Annotated in this window: 20 protein-coding genes and 1 pseudogene; 15 read left to right on the top strand and 6 right to left on the bottom strand. The window is 64.4% G+C overall.

The features are described 5' to 3' along the window. Positions 1 to 639 precede the first annotated feature (639 nt). Positions 640 to 930, top strand: a complete 291-nt coding sequence (locus E3O47_RS12300; RefSeq protein WP_174721920.1) for a hypothetical protein — start codon at positions 640 to 642, stop codon at positions 928 to 930. Between the two features lie 405 nt (positions 931 to 1,335). Here E3O47_RS12300 and E3O47_RS12295 read toward each other — a convergent pair whose 3' ends face one another. Then, a complete protein-coding gene (locus E3O47_RS12295) occupies positions 1,336 to 1,584 on the bottom strand; it encodes a hypothetical protein (protein ID WP_134341898.1) in 249 nt (82 codons plus the stop codon). Positions 1,585 to 1,669: 85 nt separating this feature from the next. On the opposite strand from E3O47_RS12295, the gene E3O47_RS12290 reads away from it, so the two are divergent. After that, entirely contained in the window at positions 1,670 to 1,963 is a 294-nt protein-coding gene (locus E3O47_RS12290; protein ID WP_104194495.1) for a hypothetical protein, read from the top strand. Here E3O47_RS12290 and E3O47_RS12285 read toward each other — a convergent pair. Continuing rightward, complete coding sequence (locus E3O47_RS12285) at positions 1,929 to 2,513, bottom strand: XRE family transcriptional regulator (RefSeq protein ID WP_104100433.1); 585 nt, start codon at positions 2,511 to 2,513, stop codon at positions 1,929 to 1,931. The genes E3O47_RS12290 and E3O47_RS12285 overlap by 35 nt on opposite strands. A 102-nt stretch (positions 2,514 to 2,615) precedes the next feature. Between E3O47_RS12285 and speB the strand changes: the two genes are divergently transcribed. Genes speB through E3O47_RS12265 form a run of 4 tightly spaced genes read left to right on the top strand, consistent with a single transcriptional unit; the run spans position 2,616 to position 6,119 of the window. Further along, positions 2,616 to 3,614: an agmatinase gene (gene speB / locus E3O47_RS12280; protein WP_134420681.1), complete on the top strand. Its 999-nt coding sequence runs from the start codon at positions 2,616 to 2,618 to the stop codon at positions 3,612 to 3,614. A gap of 42 nt (positions 3,615 to 3,656) precedes the next feature. Continuing rightward, positions 3,657 to 4,052 carry a nuclear transport factor 2 family protein gene (locus tag E3O47_RS12275; RefSeq protein WP_104100435.1) on the top strand — a complete coding sequence of 132 codons (396 nt, stop codon included), beginning with the start codon at positions 3,657 to 3,659 and terminating at the stop codon, positions 4,050 to 4,052. Between the two features lie 29 nt (positions 4,053 to 4,081). Beyond that, on the top strand, positions 4,082 to 5,458 hold the full coding sequence (locus E3O47_RS12270; protein ID WP_134416705.1) for a cytosine permease: 1,377 nt from the start codon (positions 4,082 to 4,084) through the stop codon (positions 5,456 to 5,458). Continuing rightward, the gene (locus tag E3O47_RS12265) at positions 5,439 to 6,119 is read left to right on the top strand and encodes a cyclase family protein (RefSeq protein WP_134420679.1); all 681 of its coding nucleotides are present in this window, start codon (positions 5,439 to 5,441) and stop codon (positions 6,117 to 6,119) included. The genes E3O47_RS12270 and E3O47_RS12265 overlap by 20 nt, the downstream gene beginning before the upstream one ends. Before the next feature lie 104 nt (positions 6,120 to 6,223). Here E3O47_RS12265 and E3O47_RS12260 read toward each other — a convergent pair whose 3' ends face one another. Beyond that, positions 6,224 to 6,904, bottom strand: coding sequence for a TetR/AcrR family transcriptional regulator C-terminal domain-containing protein (locus E3O47_RS12260; RefSeq protein WP_198411453.1), 681 nt, complete (start codon positions 6,902 to 6,904; stop codon positions 6,224 to 6,226). A gap of 80 nt (positions 6,905 to 6,984) precedes the next feature. Between E3O47_RS12260 and E3O47_RS12255 the strand changes: the two genes are divergently transcribed. Next, entirely contained in the window at positions 6,985 to 7,560 is a 576-nt protein-coding gene (locus E3O47_RS12255) for a DUF4386 domain-containing protein (protein WP_134401350.1), read from the top strand. 192 nt (positions 7,561 to 7,752) lie between these two features. Then, positions 7,753 to 8,673 carry an NAD(P)-dependent alcohol dehydrogenase gene (locus E3O47_RS12250; RefSeq protein ID WP_241986193.1) on the top strand — a complete coding sequence of 307 codons (921 nt, stop codon included), beginning with the start codon at positions 7,753 to 7,755 and terminating at the stop codon, positions 8,671 to 8,673. Between the two features lie 322 nt (positions 8,674 to 8,995). Here E3O47_RS12250 and E3O47_RS12245 read toward each other — a convergent pair. Beyond that, positions 8,996 to 9,517, bottom strand: a pseudogene (locus E3O47_RS12245) (transposase); the annotation flags it as partial. Positions 9,518 to 9,717: 200 nt separating this feature from the next. Here E3O47_RS12245 and E3O47_RS12240 point away from each other — a divergent pair. Beyond that, entirely contained in the window at positions 9,718 to 10,521 is an 804-nt protein-coding gene (locus E3O47_RS12240; RefSeq protein ID WP_134420675.1) for a LysM domain-containing protein, read from the top strand. Positions 10,522 to 10,600: 79 nt separating this feature from the next. Here E3O47_RS12240 and E3O47_RS12235 read toward each other — a convergent pair whose 3' ends face one another. Beyond that, the gene (locus E3O47_RS12235; RefSeq protein WP_134373162.1) at positions 10,601 to 11,155 is read right to left on the bottom strand and encodes a GNAT family N-acetyltransferase; all 555 of its coding nucleotides are present in this window, start codon (positions 11,153 to 11,155) and stop codon (positions 10,601 to 10,603) included. 38 nt (positions 11,156 to 11,193) lie between these two features. Further along, complete coding sequence (locus E3O47_RS12230) at positions 11,194 to 11,940, bottom strand: phosphotransferase (protein WP_134341904.1); 747 nt, start codon at positions 11,938 to 11,940, stop codon at positions 11,194 to 11,196. Positions 11,941 to 12,305: 365 nt separating this feature from the next. Here E3O47_RS12230 and E3O47_RS12225 point away from each other — a divergent pair, with 365 nt between their 5' ends. The 6 genes from E3O47_RS12225 (at position 12,306) to E3O47_RS12200 (ending at position 18,326) form a co-directional block, all read left to right on the top strand. After that, on the top strand, positions 12,306 to 12,893 hold the full coding sequence (locus tag E3O47_RS12225; RefSeq protein ID WP_134420673.1) for a helix-turn-helix domain-containing protein: 588 nt from the start codon (positions 12,306 to 12,308) through the stop codon (positions 12,891 to 12,893). Positions 12,894 to 12,905: 12 nt separating this feature from the next. Beyond that, positions 12,906 to 14,189, top strand: a complete 1,284-nt coding sequence (locus E3O47_RS12220) for an MFS transporter (protein ID WP_134420671.1) — start codon at positions 12,906 to 12,908, stop codon at positions 14,187 to 14,189. A gap of 457 nt (positions 14,190 to 14,646) precedes the next feature. After that, positions 14,647 to 14,907 carry a hypothetical protein gene (locus tag E3O47_RS12215; RefSeq protein ID WP_104100445.1) on the top strand — a complete coding sequence of 87 codons (261 nt, stop codon included), beginning with the start codon at positions 14,647 to 14,649 and terminating at the stop codon, positions 14,905 to 14,907. 397 nt (positions 14,908 to 15,304) lie between these two features. Continuing rightward, positions 15,305 to 17,305 (top strand): Sec-dependent nitrous-oxide reductase, encoded by a 2,001-nt coding sequence (gene nosZ / locus E3O47_RS12210; protein WP_134420669.1) that lies wholly within the window; start codon positions 15,305 to 15,307, stop codon positions 17,303 to 17,305. Between the two features lie 50 nt (positions 17,306 to 17,355). Beyond that, positions 17,356 to 17,700, top strand: a complete 345-nt coding sequence (locus E3O47_RS12205; protein ID WP_241986200.1) for a cupredoxin domain-containing protein — start codon at positions 17,356 to 17,358, stop codon at positions 17,698 to 17,700. A gap of 44 nt (positions 17,701 to 17,744) precedes the next feature. Then, positions 17,745 to 18,326 carry a hypothetical protein gene (locus tag E3O47_RS12200; RefSeq protein ID WP_134420665.1) on the top strand — a complete coding sequence of 194 codons (582 nt, stop codon included), beginning with the start codon at positions 17,745 to 17,747 and terminating at the stop codon, positions 18,324 to 18,326. Positions 18,327 to 18,356 lie beyond the last annotated feature (30 nt).

The following is an 18,356-nucleotide window of genomic DNA, read 5'->3' as shown; positions in this document are numbered from 1 at the left end:
ATTTACTCATCACATTCATCTCGATTCGACCCAAATTGACAAAGTACAATTGCAGGTAGTGAACCGCCCGGTTCCCTGTCAACACAGGGGCATCCGCGAGTTTTCCGAGTCATTCGGCGAAGACAAAGTTAAGGTCTGAGCCTTCATGGGGTCGCGGGTTCAAATCCTGTCAGTCCCACCAAAGGGCCATTTGCGAAACTCATTACGAAACGGTCCGGTCGAAACAAAAAGAAATCGCTCCTGAGGCTTCTCAGGAGCCATTTCTGGATTATGGGGTTCTCGCGTCCGTTTCCGGTCGCGATTCTTGAGTTGTGTGCGAGATCTGCGGCGACGGCCAGTCCGGGAAACCGGTGCTTCCCAGGGGTTTCGGAGTCGACGCGGACGGCGATATTGATTTCCCAGCCCCAGCGGAAGTTTGCGTTCCGGGCCTTCTTGATGGGTGTGGTTTTATCGACCTGCCCTTTGGGCGTCGACACCGCTGAGCAGCGAATGAATTTGCCCCTCGCGCTGGGTCCGATCCGAGTCAGTGTCCGCCGGACTATTGCTCGAGCGTCGTTAGTCCATGAGCTCGGGCGCGCGCCAGACTCCAGTGCGGCGGCATCCGTTGCCCTCGATTTGCACGGGTGGGATAGTAACTTCATGGTGTGGATGCGAGGGCTAGCCGGCGCGATGGCGATCGCCCTCGACGGCACGGGCGCCGGAGCGCCCTACGACTTCACGTGGGCGTTTGTCCTTCAACCTCGAACCGACGGGGCGACGCGGCTTGTCGTTCGCGAGCGGTACGCGTACCTCACCGACTGGGCCAAGGTACTCGTGGAGCCGATCGAGATGGTGAGCTTCCTCATGACCGAGCGGATGCTCCGGGGCATCCGGGACCGTGCGGAGCATTCTCCCTCGCGCACCTCCTTGCGGTCGCCGAACCATCGTTGAGCGATTCTTATTGAGATCCCTGTTCCTGGCGATACTCGGAAGGGGACGGGACGACCCCCTTGCTGATGAAGCCGGGAGAGAGTTAGAGGTCACTCGCTGCCGCTTCTGGCATCCGACCGCGTCGACGCGGTGGAGAACGGGTGGCCGCCTCGATGGGCAGTAACCCCGATCCGCTCGCCGAGAGTGGGGTGACCGAAGAGGCTCGCACCCAGGCCGCCCCGTCCAGATTCCGCCGTCGCGATGAGGACTCGCACATGTCGAGGGGTGCTCGGCCGGTAGCGGCGACGCTACTGTTTGTCGCTAGCCTGGGTCCGCGGTTCTGATCCGGTTCCTACGCCGTTCCTGAATGCCCACGCAGAACCCTGTCGGCATCCGCGATGGTGGCGCTGCATCGTCGTTAGGAAGTCACCGTGTTTTGCTGGAGAAATCGTTCGGGTCGAGGCCGGCGATTCGACGCGCATGCTCGTGGAGTGCTTCTTCGCTCACGGTGTGTCCAGCATCTGCGAATCGTTCACGCAGCGCGTCGAGGACTTGGGGCTCACTGTGGCCGGCGAGGTCAGCTTCCTCCTGTGCGAGAATCCCCGCCACCTTGTCCTCGTCCGATTTAGAATGCTGGTCTTGGATCGGTTCACTCTGTGTGCCGTCACCATTCATGCTGCTCCTCCGATCTCAAGGGTTCTGTTAGCAAGCCTAACGTTCAGAGTGAGACGCGGACAGGCTTTAGTGTGAAGCGGTCGACGTGGACCCGGATGTGCTGCGGGCGGCCGAGTTCGACTTCGCCGGCCCGAGCGTCGCCTTCGAACGCGTCGACGAAGCTGTGGCGGACCACCGCGCTGCGGAAGGGACGAAGTGGATGACCGGCCTCGGTCCCGACCTGGACAGGGTTTTATCTGCCGGGCTCCTGGATGCCATCAGCGGATTCCTCAACGATTTCGGGGCGGCCGCGCCCCTGCCTGCGCTGATCTGGACGCTGGGGTTCGAATACGACGCGGTCTCGGTCAGGCCGAGCCGCTCCACGGCGCGGGCACGATGACCCACAGCACGACGGCTGGCTCGCCGCCCTCGACCTGCCAGGTGTGCGGCTCTCGACCGGGGAAAGTCAGTGCGTCGCCGGCGTGGACGGCCACGGTGCGACCGGCGAATCGCACGGTGAGTGATCCCGAGACGACGTGGAGCGCTTCGACGTCGCAGTTGATCGTGTACAGATCGGTCCCGCCGTGCGCGTCCGGCTCGAGTTCTGATCGCAGCAGCTGAACCCGCTCCTCGCCGCGCGGCGACATCAGTCGCTCGTCGGCGTGCACTCCGCCCAAGTTGATCCGCGGAGCGTCGGCGTACGCGACATGGTGAACGTCGGGCTCGGCGAAGAGCGCTCCGACGGGCAACGAGAGCACCTGACACAACTGGACAAGCGTTGCCACGCTCGGTGACGTCTCGTCGCGCTCGACCCGGCTGAGGAAGCCCTTGCTGAGGCCCGTCGTCTGAGCGACCTGGGCGAGTGACATGCCCTGAGCGGTGCGCGCGGAGCGCAGCTTGGCGCCGATGGGTGTCGCGGTGCCTTCGGCGGTGGGGTGGATGGCGCGCACAGTTCCTCCTCGAAGCTGCTCACACATTCGTTCTTGACGATCTGCACGGGACAGCGTACGGTAGCGCTGTAGTTGTCTATAGCGTACCGAAAGTTGTCAAATATGCAACCGTTCAGCAAAGATGCGACGGATGAGCCCCGCGGGCCGGTGGACGCGAGTGTCGTGCCCCGGTTTGCCGGAATCGCGACCTTTGCGCGACTCCCGCGGCTCGACGAGGTCGAGCGGGCAGACATCGCGATCGTCGGGATTCCCTTCGACAGCGGAGTGAGCTACCGACCCGGTGCTCGGTTCGGCCCCGCTCATGTGCGCGAGGCCTCGCGCCTACTGCGACCGTACAACCCTGCGCAGGACGTCTTCCCGTTCGACGCCCAGCAGGTCGCCGACGCCGGCGACATCGCCGCGAACCCGTTCGACATCGCTGCTGCCGTGGCCGAGATCGAGGCGGGCGCGCGCCAGCTCAGCGAGCACGCCGACCGACTAGTCGCCATCGGCGGAGACCACACGATCGCTCTGCCGCTGCTTCGCGTCGCGCACGCGCAGCACGGGCCCGTCGCGGTATTGCACTTCGATGCCCACCTCGACACGTGGGACACGTACTTCGGGGCGCCGATGACTCACGGGACCCCCTTCCGGCGGGCGTCTGAAGAAGGCCTCATCGACCTGACCGCGAGCATGCACGTTGGAATTCGCGGCCCCCTGTACTCGAAGGACGACCTCGAAGACGACGCCCGGCTCGGCTTTGCGATCGTCACGAGCGAATTCGTCGAGGAGCACGGGGTCGCGGCCGCCGTCGAACGCATCCGCGCCAGAGTCGGAGACGCGCCGCTCTACATCTCGATCGACATCGACGTACTCGACCCCGCCCACGCGCCGGGAACAGGAACTCCGGAGGCGGGCGGGCTCACGAGTCGAGAACTACTACGGATGCTGCGTGCCCTGGCCGACCTGCGCATCATCGGCGCCGACGTGGTCGAAGTCGCCCCCGCGTACGACCATGCCCAGCTGACCGCTGTCGCGGCCAGCCACATCGTCTACGAGCTGCTGAGCGCGATGGCGCCTGGGGTGACCCACCCCGACCGACAAAGCCCCGACCTGACGTAGAAGTCCCGAACCCGACCGACAAGCCCGACGCAGGAGACACCCATGACACTGCCCACCCCAACGGACGAAGAAGTCCGTGCCGCGGCATCCGCCATCGTCGAGGCGTTCGCCGCCACCGACGGCCCGCGCTACTTCTCACTCTTCGCACCTGACGCAACCTTCGTCTTCCACACCGAACCTGCGCGAATCGAGGACCGGGCTGCCTACGAAGCCATGTGGGAGGAATGGGTGGGCGGCGGCTGGAGCGTGCAATCCTGCGCATCGAGCGCGGCCGCGGTGCAGGCGTTTCCCGGCGGAGCCGTCTTCACCCACTCCGTCAGCACGAGCGTGAGCACCGCGGACGGACCCATGTCTTACCGGGAGCGCGAAACGATCGTCTTCCGGTCTGATTCTGCCGGTCTCATCGCCATCCACGAACACCTGTCACCCCAGCCCTGACCAGTCCCTATTCATCGAGGAGCCCAAAGATGTCGCTCTACACCCGTCTCGACCGCCGACTGGACACCAACTCAGATGACGCGGGCCCGGTTCGCGGAACCTACTCGCTCGGCCGCGTACTCATGATCTGGCTGGCCGCGAACCTTGTGGTCACCACCCTTCTGACCGGCACGCTCTTCGTGCCGGATGTGCCGTTCGGCCTCGTCATCGCTCTGATCGTGGGCGGAACGATCGTCGGAGCAGCAGTGCTCGTGACGGTCGGTGCGATCGGAACGCGCACCGGCCTGCCGACGATGGCAATCACGCGCGGACCGTTCGGGACGCGCGGGAGCCTGCTGCCGGTGGCCGCCAACGTGGTCATCCTCATGGGCTGGAGCTGGGTGCAGGCGATGCTCGCCGGGATCGCCCTCAACTACATCGTCGCGTCGATGACCGGGTTCTCGAACCCCGTCATCTTCGCGGTGCTCTGCCAGACGATCGTCGTGATCCTTGCGATCTTCGGCCACGCCGGAGTCGCTCGGGTGGAACCGTGGTTCGCCGCGGTCATCCTCGCGATCGCCGCCTACATCTTCGTCGTAGCGTTCTCTACGTTCCCGCCGGCAGAGTTCGCGGCCATCCCGGCGACGCTCGAGCCGTTCTACTCCCCGGGACTGGCGTTCGATGTCGTGGTCGCGACCGCCATATCGTGGACGGTGCTCTCGGCCGACTTCAACCGCTTCGCATCGACGACCCGCGCGGGCGTGGTCGGCTCGGGAATCGGTTACACCCTGTCGACGGTGATCTCGATGACGCTCGGCGCGAGCGCGATCGGCTACGTCGTCCTGCGGGGCGGCGACGCGATGGCGTTCGACCCTGTGACGATCATCGAACCCTTCGGCGCCCTGTTCGCGGTCGCGATCTTCCTATCCGTGATGGCGACGAACACGATGGTCGTCTACGGCATGGTCACAAGCGTGGTCAACGCGCTCCCCGGCCGCCGGATGAAGTTCCTGCCCACCGCGATCGTCCTCGGGCTCATCTCGATCATCGGTTCGACCTTCTTCGGTCTGCTGGCCCAGTTCACGACCTTCTTGGTCACGATCGGTGCCCTGTTCGCACCGATCTTCGCGATCATGATCGTCGACTACTACATCGTCGCACGCGGCAGCTACAGCGCCGACATCCTGAAGGCTCAAGGCGGTCGCTACTGGTACACCGGCGGCATCAATTGGCTCGCTGTCGCGTCGTGGGTGGTCGGTGCGGTGTCCGCCTACGTGTGGGCGTACGTGTGGCCGCTTCCGTTCGGTGCGACCGTTCCCGCATTCCTCCTGACCTTCGCCGTGTACTTGGCCTTCTCGCTCGCGCGCCGCAGCAGGACGCCTTTCGAGCCCAGCCAGCACCTCGCCGATGCCGACACCTCTCGCTGACGGCCCTGGAGCGCCGCCGCGCACGGCGCTCCGGGACCTCAGTCACCCGATCACCGACGGGATGCCGGTGTATCCCGGCGACCCGGCGGTCCACGTCGAAGCCGCGCTGGTCCTCGACCGCGACGGGGTGGCCGTGACAGGGCTGCGAATGGGGTCTCATACCGGGACGCACATAGATGCGCCGTCCCATACCGTCCCCGGTGGCCGGACAATGGCCGATGTGGCCCTCGACGAGCTCCTCGGCGATGCGCTGGTGGTGCGGGTGCGAGCGCTCGCCGAGGGCGAGGTATACGGGTGGGACCGGCTGAATGCGGAGCATCCGCTACCGGATCGATTGCCCCCGATCGTCGTGATCGACACGGGCTGGGCGCGGTGGTTCGGCGACGCACGCGCAGTGCGGCATCCGGCCCTCGATGCCGGTGCCGCGAGCGAACTCGTCGCTCGCGGGATGCGGATCCTCGCGGTCGACACGCTGAGTCCCGACCCGACCGGCACGTCGTCGGCCGCCTTTCCCGTGCACGAGGTCGTGCTGGGCCGCGGCGGGCTGATCGTCGAGAACCTCTGCGGCCTGGATGACCTGCCGTCACAGGTGCGGATCGGCTTCTTCCCCCTGCGACTCGGCGGCGACGGGGCGCCGGTGCGCGCGGTCGCCTTCGTCTGAGGCCGAGCAGCGAATGAATTCGCGCCTCGCGCTGGGTCAGATCGGGAGTCAGTGGTCCGCCGGTCTCATCCGATGGAAGGTGTTTGGCCTTGTCCGGCCGAACGTTACTGACTAGGAGGAACGGAGTCGCTGAGAAGGGCTACTTCGAGACCGTCGAGAATCAGTTCGAGACCGAAGTCAAATTCGTTGCCGAAGGCGTATCCGGGCTGCAGGATCAGCGATACTGCCATCGCGGCGAGGTTCTTAAAGGAGTCGGTCATGGCTTCCTGCTGCGCCATAATGGCTTCGGTCGCGTCGCCGATGTCGCCGGACGGGTCGAGCGGCAGCGAGGCCTCCTGCTGGGCGAAGCCCAGCACGTAACTGTCCAGGATCGACATGGCGTGGCCCGTCATGGCCATCGAGAAGCCCGCAGCCGTTAAGCAGCCGATGACCGAATCGAGGTGACCGAGGGTCGCCGGTCCAGGGGATGTGCGGGCCTTCATGCTGATGGCCCAAGGATGCAGTGCCAGGACACTGCGCGTCGACCCCGCCCGCTTCCGCATCGCCGCCCGCCACTCGTCCCCAGCACTCGGCGTCGCGAATTCGGAGTGCACGATGTCGAGCATCCCGTCGAGAAGATCTTCCTTGTCCTTCAAATGGTAGTAGAGCGACATGGCCGTTATGTCGAGTGCGGCGGCCAGCTTGCGCATGCTGAGCAACTCGATCCCGTCGGCATCGGCCAGCGCCATGGCGACCCTGATCGCTCGCTCACGGGTGACCGGTGTTCTATCTTCAAGCTTCGCCATAGACATCACCATACGCCGTATGGTACTTTCGCACTGTCCACCATACACCGTAAGGTGCGACGACTGGAGATGAGAAACGTATGAGTAATACACGCACAATTGCCCGCACAGTCGGCGCGCTGATGCTTGCCGCCTTTTTCCTTTACGGCACTGGAAGCTCTATCGCGACGACCGCTTCCCCCGGCGGCCTCCTCACCGCAGGAGTGGTGCTCATGGTGTTGAACTCGGTGGCCGTGATCGCGATCGGAGCTGTCATGCTTCCTGTCCTTTGGCCACACGCTCCAGGAATCGCGGCCAGCTACCTCGCCACCCGGATCTTCGAGGGTGGGTTTTTGGCGGTCGGCGCGGTCGCGCTACTCGCAGGCATGGGCGGCACCAACTTCCTTGCATACAACATTGCGATGGCGGGCCTTGGCGTCGGTAGCCTGCTGTTCTGCATTGCGCTCTACCGCTCACGCCTCGTGCCACGGTTCCTGGCCGTGTGGGGATTTATTGGCTACGCGTTATTCGCGGGCGGGTGCTTTCTCGAACTCGCCGGCGTAGTGGGTGCCAGCCTCGTTTCCACCGTTCCGGGTGGCCTGTTCGAGCTGTTCTTCGCCATTTGGCTCATTGTGCGGGGCTTTGGCACGACCGCAGCCGTAACGGCTCGGGCATGACCGTCCCCTGTCCCACAAAAGGCCAGCCGTGATTGGGCACCGCTCCGGCCAGGCCACCGGTCGCGTCACCGCCGCCCGGCTGTGCGCAGCGCCGAAAGACGTTACCGGTAAGCGGTACCCTGCAGCCGAACTAGGAGGCACATCTTGAAGGCAATAGTTCAGCGGGACTACGGCGATGTAGAAGTGCTCAAAGTGGAAGACATCGACCATCCGGTCGTTGGTCAAAACGACGTTCTCGTCCGCGTGGTAGCCGCGAGCCTCAACCATGCCGACTGGATTCACATGTCGGGCACACCGCTTGTCGCGCGATTGGCCTTCGGCACTCGAAGACCGAAAGCGATGACGCGGGGCAAGGATGTCGCGGGCGTCGTCGAGTCGGTCGGCACCAACGTCACGGCCTTCCGCCAGGGCGACGAGGTCTACGGAGAGCTCAGTTCAGGAACCTTTGCGGAGTACGTCGCCGCACCCGCCTCCCTTCTGGCGCGAAAGCCGGTCAATTTGACCTTCGAGCAAGCCGCCGCGGTGCCTCTGTCCGGGATGACAGCTTTGGTCGGCTTGCGCGATGCCGGTTCGGTGACGCCCGGTCAGCGGGTGCTGGTCAATGGGGCATCCGGGGGAGTGGGGACTTTCGCTGTGCAGATCGCGAAGGCGCTCGGCGCCGAGGTCACCGCCGTGAGCAGCGCCGCCAACGCTGCGCTCGTACTTTCACTCGGTGCCGACCACGTCGTCGATTACGGCCGCGACGACTTCACCCGTGGAACCGCTCGGCACGACGTCATCTTCGATCTGATCGGGAACCACACGCTGACCGAATTGCGCAGCGCACTCATTTCCAAGGGAGTCCTCGTGCTCTCCAGTGGCACAGGCGGACGCGTGGTCGGGCCTACGGGGCGCATCCTCAAAGCCGTTGCCATATCGCCATTCATTGGCCAAAAACTCAAACCATTCACCCAGAATGGCAGCACGAAAACGCTGAACGAGCGACGCGACCTGATTGAGGCCGGGCGGGTGACCCCCGTAATCGATCGCATCTATGGGCTTGCCGAGGTGCCCGCTGCCATGCGGTACTTCGTCGACGAGCACGCCCGTGGAAAGGTCGCGATAAGCGTCTGATCTCGGAAGCGGATGTACCCGACCTCATTTAGCCGTTGGACCGGAGGGCTTCGATGAGCAGCGCGGTGAGCCCCCCCATCGGTCGCGGGCCAGGTGCGCCACGCATCCCACTGAGCGGGTGTCAGCAGCCCAAGGAACCAATCGACCATTGCGAGCAACCATACTCAGCCAATATGCAAACGTGGTGCTGGCCGTTGCCCCTCACCATGTGCTCGTCAACCTCACTAGTGCCATCGCTTTGTAGCTGTCATCGGAGTGGCCAGGGACCCACTCAGGCTTCGAGCTAGAGCGGCGGTCGGAAGTCGGTTCGCGTCTGCGAGTGCCGGCGGAGCGCGGCGAGCTGTTCGGCACGCTTGGGGAGCACGACGTTGGTCGCGTTCGTGCCCGTCACCACGACGGTCTGCTCGCCCAGCGCCCGGGTGATCTCGTCCGCGAGGCGCCGGCCCATTCGCGGTGCCAACTTCAGCAGCTGGTTGCCAAGTCGAGTTGGGCCAGCGGCCTTCATCGCCGCTGGCGTTGGGTAGCGCTGCAGCAGATCCAGCACCGCCGGATGGTCCAGGTGCGGGCCCAGGACCCGCTCCAACGCAGAGTGGATCTGGGCGAGCAGGCCCCGGATACGGTTGCTCGTGGCCGTGATCTGGCCGACGACATCGTCGTCGAAACCGCAAAGCATCGAGAGCTCAGCGACCTGCTCATCGGCCAGCTGCAGCGACCGCAAAGCGTGCGGGAGGCTCCTCGCGGCTTGGGCGATGATCGCGGCATCGCGGGCGTCGGTCTTGGCTTCGCCCGCGTGCAGGTCCGCGACGCGCCTCATTGCCAGCCCCGGCAGGTAGCCCACGAGCACGTCTGAACCGCGGCATCCGGGCAATTCAGGCGACTGAAAAGTCCCCCTGCTTCGCCCGCAAGCCCAACCGCCAACGGGAGGGTTCATAGCGACCGGTGCGTCCGGTGGCGACGTCGGTCGAGCCATCTCGTTTCTCGGGCCCGCGGCTGGACCGGCGACGCGGCCGACTGCCATACTGGGCCCGGCGGGGAGGGGACCTGATGCCACGACTGACGACATCCGTTCTGGGGAGCATCGCTCTGGTGCTCGGACTGGTGGCCTGCTCGCCCCCGACAACCCAGACTCCACCGCTCGACACGGCCGTTCACACTGATGCGTCGGCCCCGCCCGACGGCGCGGTCGACGTCGTCATCCCCGACGGTGTCATCGGCACGGCCGAGCTCACGTCGGCCTCGGGGGACGACACCGTCTCCGGAACCGTCGTCGTCATGGCCGCAGGCGGCGGGTTCGACGTCGCACTGAAAGACTTCCACTCGGACGTTCCCGGAGGCTTGCAACTGTTCTTCAGTCCCTGGTCGGAGACCACGACTTGCCTGGCCGACATGTACAACTTCTCCTTCGGCAACCTATCCACGGACGCCGATCAGCCCGGGCTGAGTTTGGGAGACAGAGACTACTCCCGGGGCAACCCCAGCTACTTCCTGACTGCCGTCATCACGGAGACCGACCCGAGCACGACCGATCCTGACGGCTGCGTGCTCACTCCCCGGGCGGTCGGCACGATCACCTGGGACGTGCCGGACACCCGGCCCGGGCTGCTCGCCGTTGACACCGGTTCCCGGTTCGGCGCCGGCGGCGCCACCGCCACAACCGATGGTGCCCCCATCTCCTACCGGGCGGTCGCTGGCGACACGCTCAACGACATCGCCGACCGCTTCGGCATCACGGTCGACGATCTCGGCTTCCTCAACCCACTCACTAGCCGCCAGCTCCAGGCCGGTGACGATTTGAACCTCCAGGTGGCACTGCGTGGCGGCGCCTCGGTCCCGCCGCCTTGGGCCTGAACGCCGCTTCAGGGCATGAACCGCCGCCCAGGGGATAGTGGCCGTGTACAAACCTCCTCCGAGCGCGTGTGTTCTTGTTCTAATGCGGCACGGTGAGGCTGAGCCAGCGTTCTTCGATGGCGTAGCCGAGGTGTTCGTTCATACGGATGCTGCCGGCGTTGACTTGAGCACCACCCGTGCCGAAGATCCTGACGCCGTCGTGGGCCAACGCCGTGATCGATGCGGCCTTGACGGCAACGGCGAGCCCTCGTCGGCGGTAAGTGCGGTGGACGGAAGTGAATTCGGTTTCCGCGCGCGCGGCAGTCAGGCTCATTACGCTGACGGCCACGAGTTGTCCGTCATGGATGGCGCCAAAGAGACGGCAGCCGAATGTCCACAGGTCGAGCACGTCGGACTCGTCGCGGTGGGGCACGGATGTCGCTGGCGTGTACGGGTAGTCGGCGTGGTTCATGGCTTCGAGTGCTGTGACCTGAGGCGCCCAGCTGGCATCGAGTTCCTCGATCCGGAATCCTTGGCCTGTTGCCGCCACGACGGCGGCGTGCAGAACCGTCAGGTTGGGTGGATCGCTCAGGCGCAGGCGGGCACCCCACGATTCGCCGACAACGAAGTACCCCGCCTCGGTTAGACGCTTCAAGCGTGGATCGTTGACTTGGACTACCTGGATATCCGCGTTCACGGGGCCTTCAGGCTTGCGATCATGTCGAGAAGTCGGTCGCGGTCGCGGCGGTACAGTGCGGCATGCTCCAGGAAATCATTGCGGCCCGTGTCGGCGGCACGTTGATCCGTGAACACGGCCAGATCCTCCATGCGGTGCGCTGCCGCCCGAAGAACGGCAGCCTGGTCGAACTCATGACCGTAGGAGCGAATGAGCGCATCGAGCCGGCCGAGGCGAGCATCCCAGTCCGGAGCGTCAGGGTCTGCGTACTCGCCGAGCGGGACGAGTCGATATGCGAGGTACGCGAGGTCCCAAATCCGTGGCCCGGGGGAGGCCATGTCAACGTCGATGAGACCGGTGATGTGCCCGTCTTGGAAGACCATGTTGTACGGTGCGACGTCGTTCAGGCACACCACCTCGATTGGTTCGTGTGCAGGCAACTGCCATTCAGCGGCCGCGTGCGCGAGGGGTGCGCTCGCGTCATGTACCCGTCGGAGCAAGGACCCAGCCTCGTGCAGGATCGTCGACGACCAGATCCAGCTGGGCAACGGGTAGTTGCCGACGATTCCCGGAAGGTAGGAGAGCACTTCGCGGCCCTGCTCGTCCATGCCGAAGGGCTCAGGTACTGCCGTCACTCCCGCCGCGCGGAGTGTGCTCAGAAGTTGATGTACCGCGGGAGTCCAAGGACCGGCGGGGCGGTGAACGGTATCGCCCACCCGCACGACCATGCTCGAGTTTCCACCGGCCAGAACCTCTTCATCCATCCCACCAACCTAAAGGCTGCAAGCGGAACCTCAGGGCGAAATGTCGTGCACCCGGGTCAGACGGAGCCTCGCCAGTTCGTGACCGCGGCCCGGTTGGCGTCGTTGAGTCCCGGGGATTCGAGGAGTGTGACCAGGTCGAGGCCGAGAAGTGCGGAGCGAAATGCGCCCTCTATTGTCGTGCCGTGAGTTGTCGTGGGAGGCTACCGAGATCGCGTGCGTTCACCAAACCTTCGATCCGAAGAGCCCGGCCCTCATGTTTCGCCTCGTTGACCATGGGCTCAGCTTAGGAGCGAGAGGGCGCTCGAGTACCAGTTATCGCGCAACAATCATTGCGCAATAACTGTTGTTCTTATAGGGTCAGCGGTATGTCCCCCCGCGACGCTTCACGCACCACGCTCAGCTCGGCTGCCTCCATGCGGGTCCTCGCGCATCCGACCCGGTTGCGTCTACTCGGCCTGCTTCGCGAACGCGGCCCGTTGACCGCAGCCCAGCTGGGCGACGTCGTTGATGAGGCTCCCGGTACCATCAGCTACCATCTCGGCAAGCTTGCCTCCATCGCCCTGATCGAGCCCGCCGAGGCTCAGAGCACCGACCACCGCGAACGTTGGTGGAAGGCCACGACCCTACTGACCAGTTGGGAGCCCGCCGATCTGCTCGACGACCCCGATAAGCTCGCGGCTTCTTCTGTTCTGGAGAAGTCCATTGCTCAGGCCTACGCCGCCCGGTTCACCGACTACATCGACGCGACACCTGCCCTGCCTCGTGAGTGGGTCGCGGCAGGCGCGAGCGGGGATCGCAGCCTGCGTCTAACGATCGAGGAGCTGGGCACCATGCGTGCCGAGCTCGAAGCCCTGGTCACCCGGTGGGTCGACGCGAGCGCTGCTCACGACCCGGCGACGGCCGATGGCGCCGAGCCTGTGGTGCTCGTCTACCAGGCCTATCGCCGTCCCTGAGTCAGACCGCCGATGAGCAAGAACATGAACGAGGCGCTGCCTCGCGATCGCCGCGCAACCGGCGCCCTCTCGGCCCTGCTGGCTGCCCACGCGATCTCGCAAACGGGCAACGTGATCACAGCGTTCGCCATCCCCTTCTACGTCCTCGGCCTCGGCGGGTCGGGCGTCGAGGTGGGAATCGCGGCATTCTTCGCTACCGCCCCGGTTGTGGTCGGCGGGGCGCTCGGCGGGGTTGTCGTGGACCGGGTGGGTCACCGCCGAGCGGCGATCGTTGCGGACCTCGTGAGCGGTGCCACCGTGCTGGCCATGCCGGTACTGGCGCTGACCGTCGGGCTGCCATTCTGGGCCCTTCTGATCCTGGTATTCGCGGGCGGACTACTCGACACCCCGGGACAGACCGCCCGCCGCGTCATGCTGCCCGGGCTGACGGTACGGGCCGGCGTGCGGATCGAGCAGAGTGTCGGGCTCCTCGACGGCTCTGAGCGCTTCGCCAAGCTGATCGGCGCCTCGATCGCCGGCCTGCTCGTCGCGCTCCTGGGGCCGATCGCAGCCCTCTTCGTCAACGCGGCAACGTTCGCGGTCTCAGCACTGCTGACCTGGACGTTCGTGGCAGCCGTCCCTGCCACCGTCAGGCTGAGCGGCGACAGCGTTGACACTCCCCGTACCTCGTATTGGGCCGACCTGGCTGAAGGCTTCCGCTTCGTCATCCACGACCCGCTGATGCGTTTGGTCGTCGGCCTCGTGCTGGTCACGAACCTGCTCGACGCCGCCCGCGGCTCGACCCTGATGCCCCTCTATGCGAACGATCGTCTGGGAGGCGCGGCCGCTCTGGGTCTGCTGGTGGCGGTCATGGGCGGTTGCGCTCTGGTGGGCAACGTGGCCTTCGGATTCGTCGCTCACCGTGTGCCCCGCCGCGTGACCCTGGCGGTTTGCTTCGCCGTGGCTGGCGGCCCGTCCAGCGCTGCCTTCGCCATCGGGGCGCCGCTGCCCGTGCTCGTCGCAATGACCGCGCTCTCGGGCTTGGCGGCTGGGGCGATTAATCCGATTCTCGGAACGGTGGAGCTTGAACGCGTTCCCGAACACATGCGCGGCCGGGTGTTCGGCTTGATCAACGCCGGTGCGTGGGCGGGGGTGCCGTTCGGCGCCCTGCTCGGCGGCATCGCCGCCGACACGATCGGACTGTCGCTCGCCTTCGGAATCGTCGCGGTCGTCTACACGCTCGTCACGCTGAGTCCACTGACCGGAGGAGCTTGGCGGCACATGGAGCGGCGCCCGGCCGTGATGCCCGCGAAGTGAACGCCCCAACGCTCGCCAGTCCATGCCTGGTAACCTGTGCCCCGAGATGGAAAGCGCGTCCACTGGTTCTGGGGCGTTGCTGGCATCGTCACTCTCTCCTCAATTGGCAGCATCTCCAGTGCCGCCGAGACGCTGCTGGTGCAAATGACCAATTTGTAGATCGCCAATCCGCGGCGGGCAACAATGGTTGGACGCGGCAGCTGTACCAGCACTCATCTCCCGCGTCTAAGGAAGAAGATTCATGGCTTCTCGAACCCCCAGGCTCTCTCTGGTCGTACTTATCGTGTTGGCCCTCAGTGGGTGTTCGGCTGGTGTTGGCGCCAGCGATACAGCGTCGGCTACAGGGGGAGCGATCGAGTTGGCAGTATCGGAGACGTGCGCTGATGGGGCGGACCCGCAATGCGTTCAGGTCAATGGCGAGAATGTTGTTCTCCCATCCGCACTTGAGCGAGCTGGAGTGAAGGATGCCACCATCGCCGAAGGTGAGGGGCAGAACGCGGTCGACGTGACGTTCACCGAAGACGGGGCGATCGTCTTTAACGCCCTCACGGTGAAGGCTGTCCAAGCCGGAGATTCGGCGCGCCTGATTATCAAGATCGGCGGCGAGATACAGGCTGCCGCCGTGGTGATGGAAGCCTTGGAGGATGATCATGTGCAGATCAGCATCGCTCCAGACGACAACGCCCAAAGAATCGTAGACCTGATTCACAAAGGCTGAGAAGCGTCGGCGCTCTGGCTCCGACTGGTGTCGATCCGTTCACCCACGAAATCCACAGTTGTGCCGACGGCGACAGTATGAGAACTACCGCCCTTGTTCCGGAACCGGGGGCGAGACCCGGTATGCTTCGATGAGCATCATCCAATTGGTAGGCTAGAACGCATTCCAAGTGGAGTGCGTCCACCCCATGCCCCCGGCCAAGTCTCGCCGGTCGCATCGTGGGAGCCGCCGCGGCAAACGTGACGACGTGCGTCAAGCGTATTTTGACGCGACCCACTGCCCGTAGTGGCCCGCCTCCTGTTCGGGATCCTCAGCTGGGCGAGCATGACCTGCCATTAGTGCCTGTTTTGCGCGCCGAAAAGCCGTGTGAACCTGCGACAAGTAGGAGGAACATGCCATGAAGATCCCCGCCATGAAACGAAGAGATTTTCTCAAGGTTGGCGGTGGTGTGGTCGCTGGCGCGGCCGTTGGCATCACCGGCACGAACGTTGGCAACAATCTAGGAGCCGGTGGGGAACTCGCGGCTGTGGCCTCAAGCCGGGGACTGACCGGTGCCGAGGCCCGTGCGGCTCTGACGTCGGTGGTGCCACCCGGCAAGTATGATCCGTTCTTCATGTTCGCGTCCGGCGGGCACTCCGGTCAGATCTCGATCATCGGCATCCCTTCGATGCGGCTGCTAAAGATCATTCCCGTGTTCTCTCGCGATTCATTCTCTGGATATGGCTTTGGTACGGACGTTGACGGCGTCATCCCGCGGGGGTCCGATCCGACCAAGAGCAATCTGCTGAGCTGGGGCGACACCCACCATCCCGCCCTCTCGGAAACCGAAGGCCGGTATGACGGCCGCTGGCTGTACGTCAACGACCGTGCCAACGGGCGGATCGGTATGGTTGACCTCGCCGACTACAAGACGAAGCAGATCTACGACATCCCCAACATCGGCAGCGCTCACGGCGGAGTGTTCGTCACGCCCGATTCCGAGTACGCCCATGTGTCGTCCATCACTCCCCGGCCGATTACCGATAACGGATATGCGCCGCTCGAAAGCTACGCGGACCTTTATCGAGGCTTCTCGAGCTGGTGTGCGATCGACCAGACGACGGGCCACCTGGTGCCCGAAAAAAGCTTTCAGATCGAGCTCCCACCCTATAATCAGGATCTCGCAGACATGGGCAAGCTGGCCAGCGCGGGCTACGGGTTCCTGAATTCGTTCAACGCCGAGCTCTCGGTCGGCATGTCTCACAAGAACCCGCCGATTGAAATCGGGGCGGCCAAGAACAAATACGACTACCTCCACGTCATTGACTGGAAGAAAGCCGAAAAGGTCGTCGCGGCAGGCAAGATCATTATGCGGAACGGCATCCGCGTGATCCCATTGCAAGTGGCCATCAGTGAGGGCATCCTGCACTTCATTCCTGAGCCGAAGAATCCGCATGGAGTTGAGGTCTCTCCCGACGGAAACTACATCGTGATCGCGGGCAAGCTCGACCCGGCCGTGACGGTGTACTCGATCACGATGATCAAGAAGGCCATCGAGGACAAGAACTTCGAGGGCACGGACCGCTACGGCGTTCCGATCATCCCGATCACGGCCGTCACTGCGGCGCATGTCGAACTCGGTGCCGGGCCGCTCCATACGCAGTACGACGGCAAAGGCAACGCGTACACGAGCCTCTTCATTGACAGTGCGATCATCAAGTGGACCCTGGGTCCCGATGCCGGTGTGACTGAAAAACCGTTTACCGTTCTTGAGAAGATCCCCGTGCACTACAACATTGGCCACCTCGCGATCCCCGGCGGAGACACCGTAGCGCCGGTCGGGACGTACATGGTCGCCCTCAACAAGTGGTCGCTCGATCAGGTGCAGAAACTTGGTCCGCAGCATCCGGTGAACTTGGAGCTTTTCGACATTGATCACACGCCGCCACGCGTGCTAAGCAGTTTGCCCCTCGGCGGATCCGAGCCGCACTATGCGCAGATTATCAGCGTCGACCGGCTCAACCCGCTCACGGTCTACCCTCCGGGTACCAACCCGGAGACCATGGCTAAATCGGAGTTCGCGACCGCCTCCGGGCAGGAACGAATCGTGCGCGCGGACGGCTTCGTCGATGTCTACGCGACTGTCATGCGCAGCCACTTCACTCCGGAGCAGATCCCGGTCACTGTCGGTGAGAAGCTGCGCATCCACCTGACCAACATCGAGACAGCGGAAAACGCCACACACACATTCGCAGTGCCCAATCACAACCTTCAGGCCACGCTCGACCCGGGGGAGACCGTGAGCGTGGAGTTCACCGCCGACCGGGTGGGATCGTTCGCCTTCTACTGCGCCCAATTCTGCTCTGCCATGCACATGGAAATGTACGGGTGGCTGCTTGTAGCACCGGCGGGTGCCTGATGAGGCCGGCATCCTCGCGACGCGCGGGCCTTGCATCGTTGTTCTTGACCGTGGTCCTGCTGGCGACGGCATGCAGCACCGGCGGGGCTCAGCCTGACCGGTCGGCGACGTCCTCGTCCAGCTCGTCCACCGCGGTGCTTGCCGTGGTCGGCAAGGAGTTCTCCTTTACGCCGGCCGCCCTCACTGCGGTCGCGGGCGAAACGACGATCCGCTTCACGAACAAGGGAACGACAGGGCATGACCTCTTGATCGATGAGTTGCATGTGCATCTCATGGCTGATGCCGGTGAAACCGTCGAGGCAGACGTCACCCTCGCATCGGGCACATACGCGGTGTACTGCTCGATACCCGGGCATCGGTCAGGCGGAATGGAAGGAACGCTGACGGTCTCATGACGGCAGGAACCGAAGGTTTCGCCCGCTTTTTCCGGCAAGGTTCGGTGACGCGAATCGGAATCGCGCGGATCGTTGCCGGTGCTGCCGGGATCGCTTTGGTACTCGTCGCTGCCACATTGCCGATCTGGCAAATGAGGTTCCTCGCCCCCCAATACCCAGCCGGCCTCGACATCGAAGCGTACGGCAACAGCGTCAGTGGCGACCTGAGTGAGATCACGGTGCTCTCGCATTACATCGGGATGCCACGCTTCGACGCTACGGGAATGCCCGAGATGACGCTGTGGCCGTTTGTGATCCTGCTCGCTGTGCTGGGAGTAATCATTGCGACAGCGGCGGACAGAGCCTGGTGGCGACGTCTCGCCTGCACCGGATTGTGGCTTATACCTGTCGGGGCGCTGGCCGATGTGCAGTTCCACCTCTGGCAGATGGGACACAACCTGGATGGTTCCGCACCGATGACCATCGACTCTTTCACCCCACTGGTCGTGGGCCCGACCGTGGTTATGAACTTCACAATGTGGGGCATTCCCGGATCGGCTCTCGCGCTGATCGCGGCCGCCGCCGCACTGGTGACGTTCGCCCCGGCAATCCCACGACGCATCCCACGGCGTGTCTCCGAGCGCTGAACGCAGCGCTCACCCGTTCCACTCACGAAC

Source organism: Cryobacterium sp. TMT2-17-1, from assembly GCF_004402765.1.
Classification (GTDB): domain Bacteria; phylum Actinomycetota; class Actinomycetes; order Actinomycetales; family Microbacteriaceae; genus Cryobacterium; species Cryobacterium sandaracinum.
Note: the sequence above shows the minus strand (reverse complement) of the source record. Positions and strands in the feature narration are given on the sequence as shown.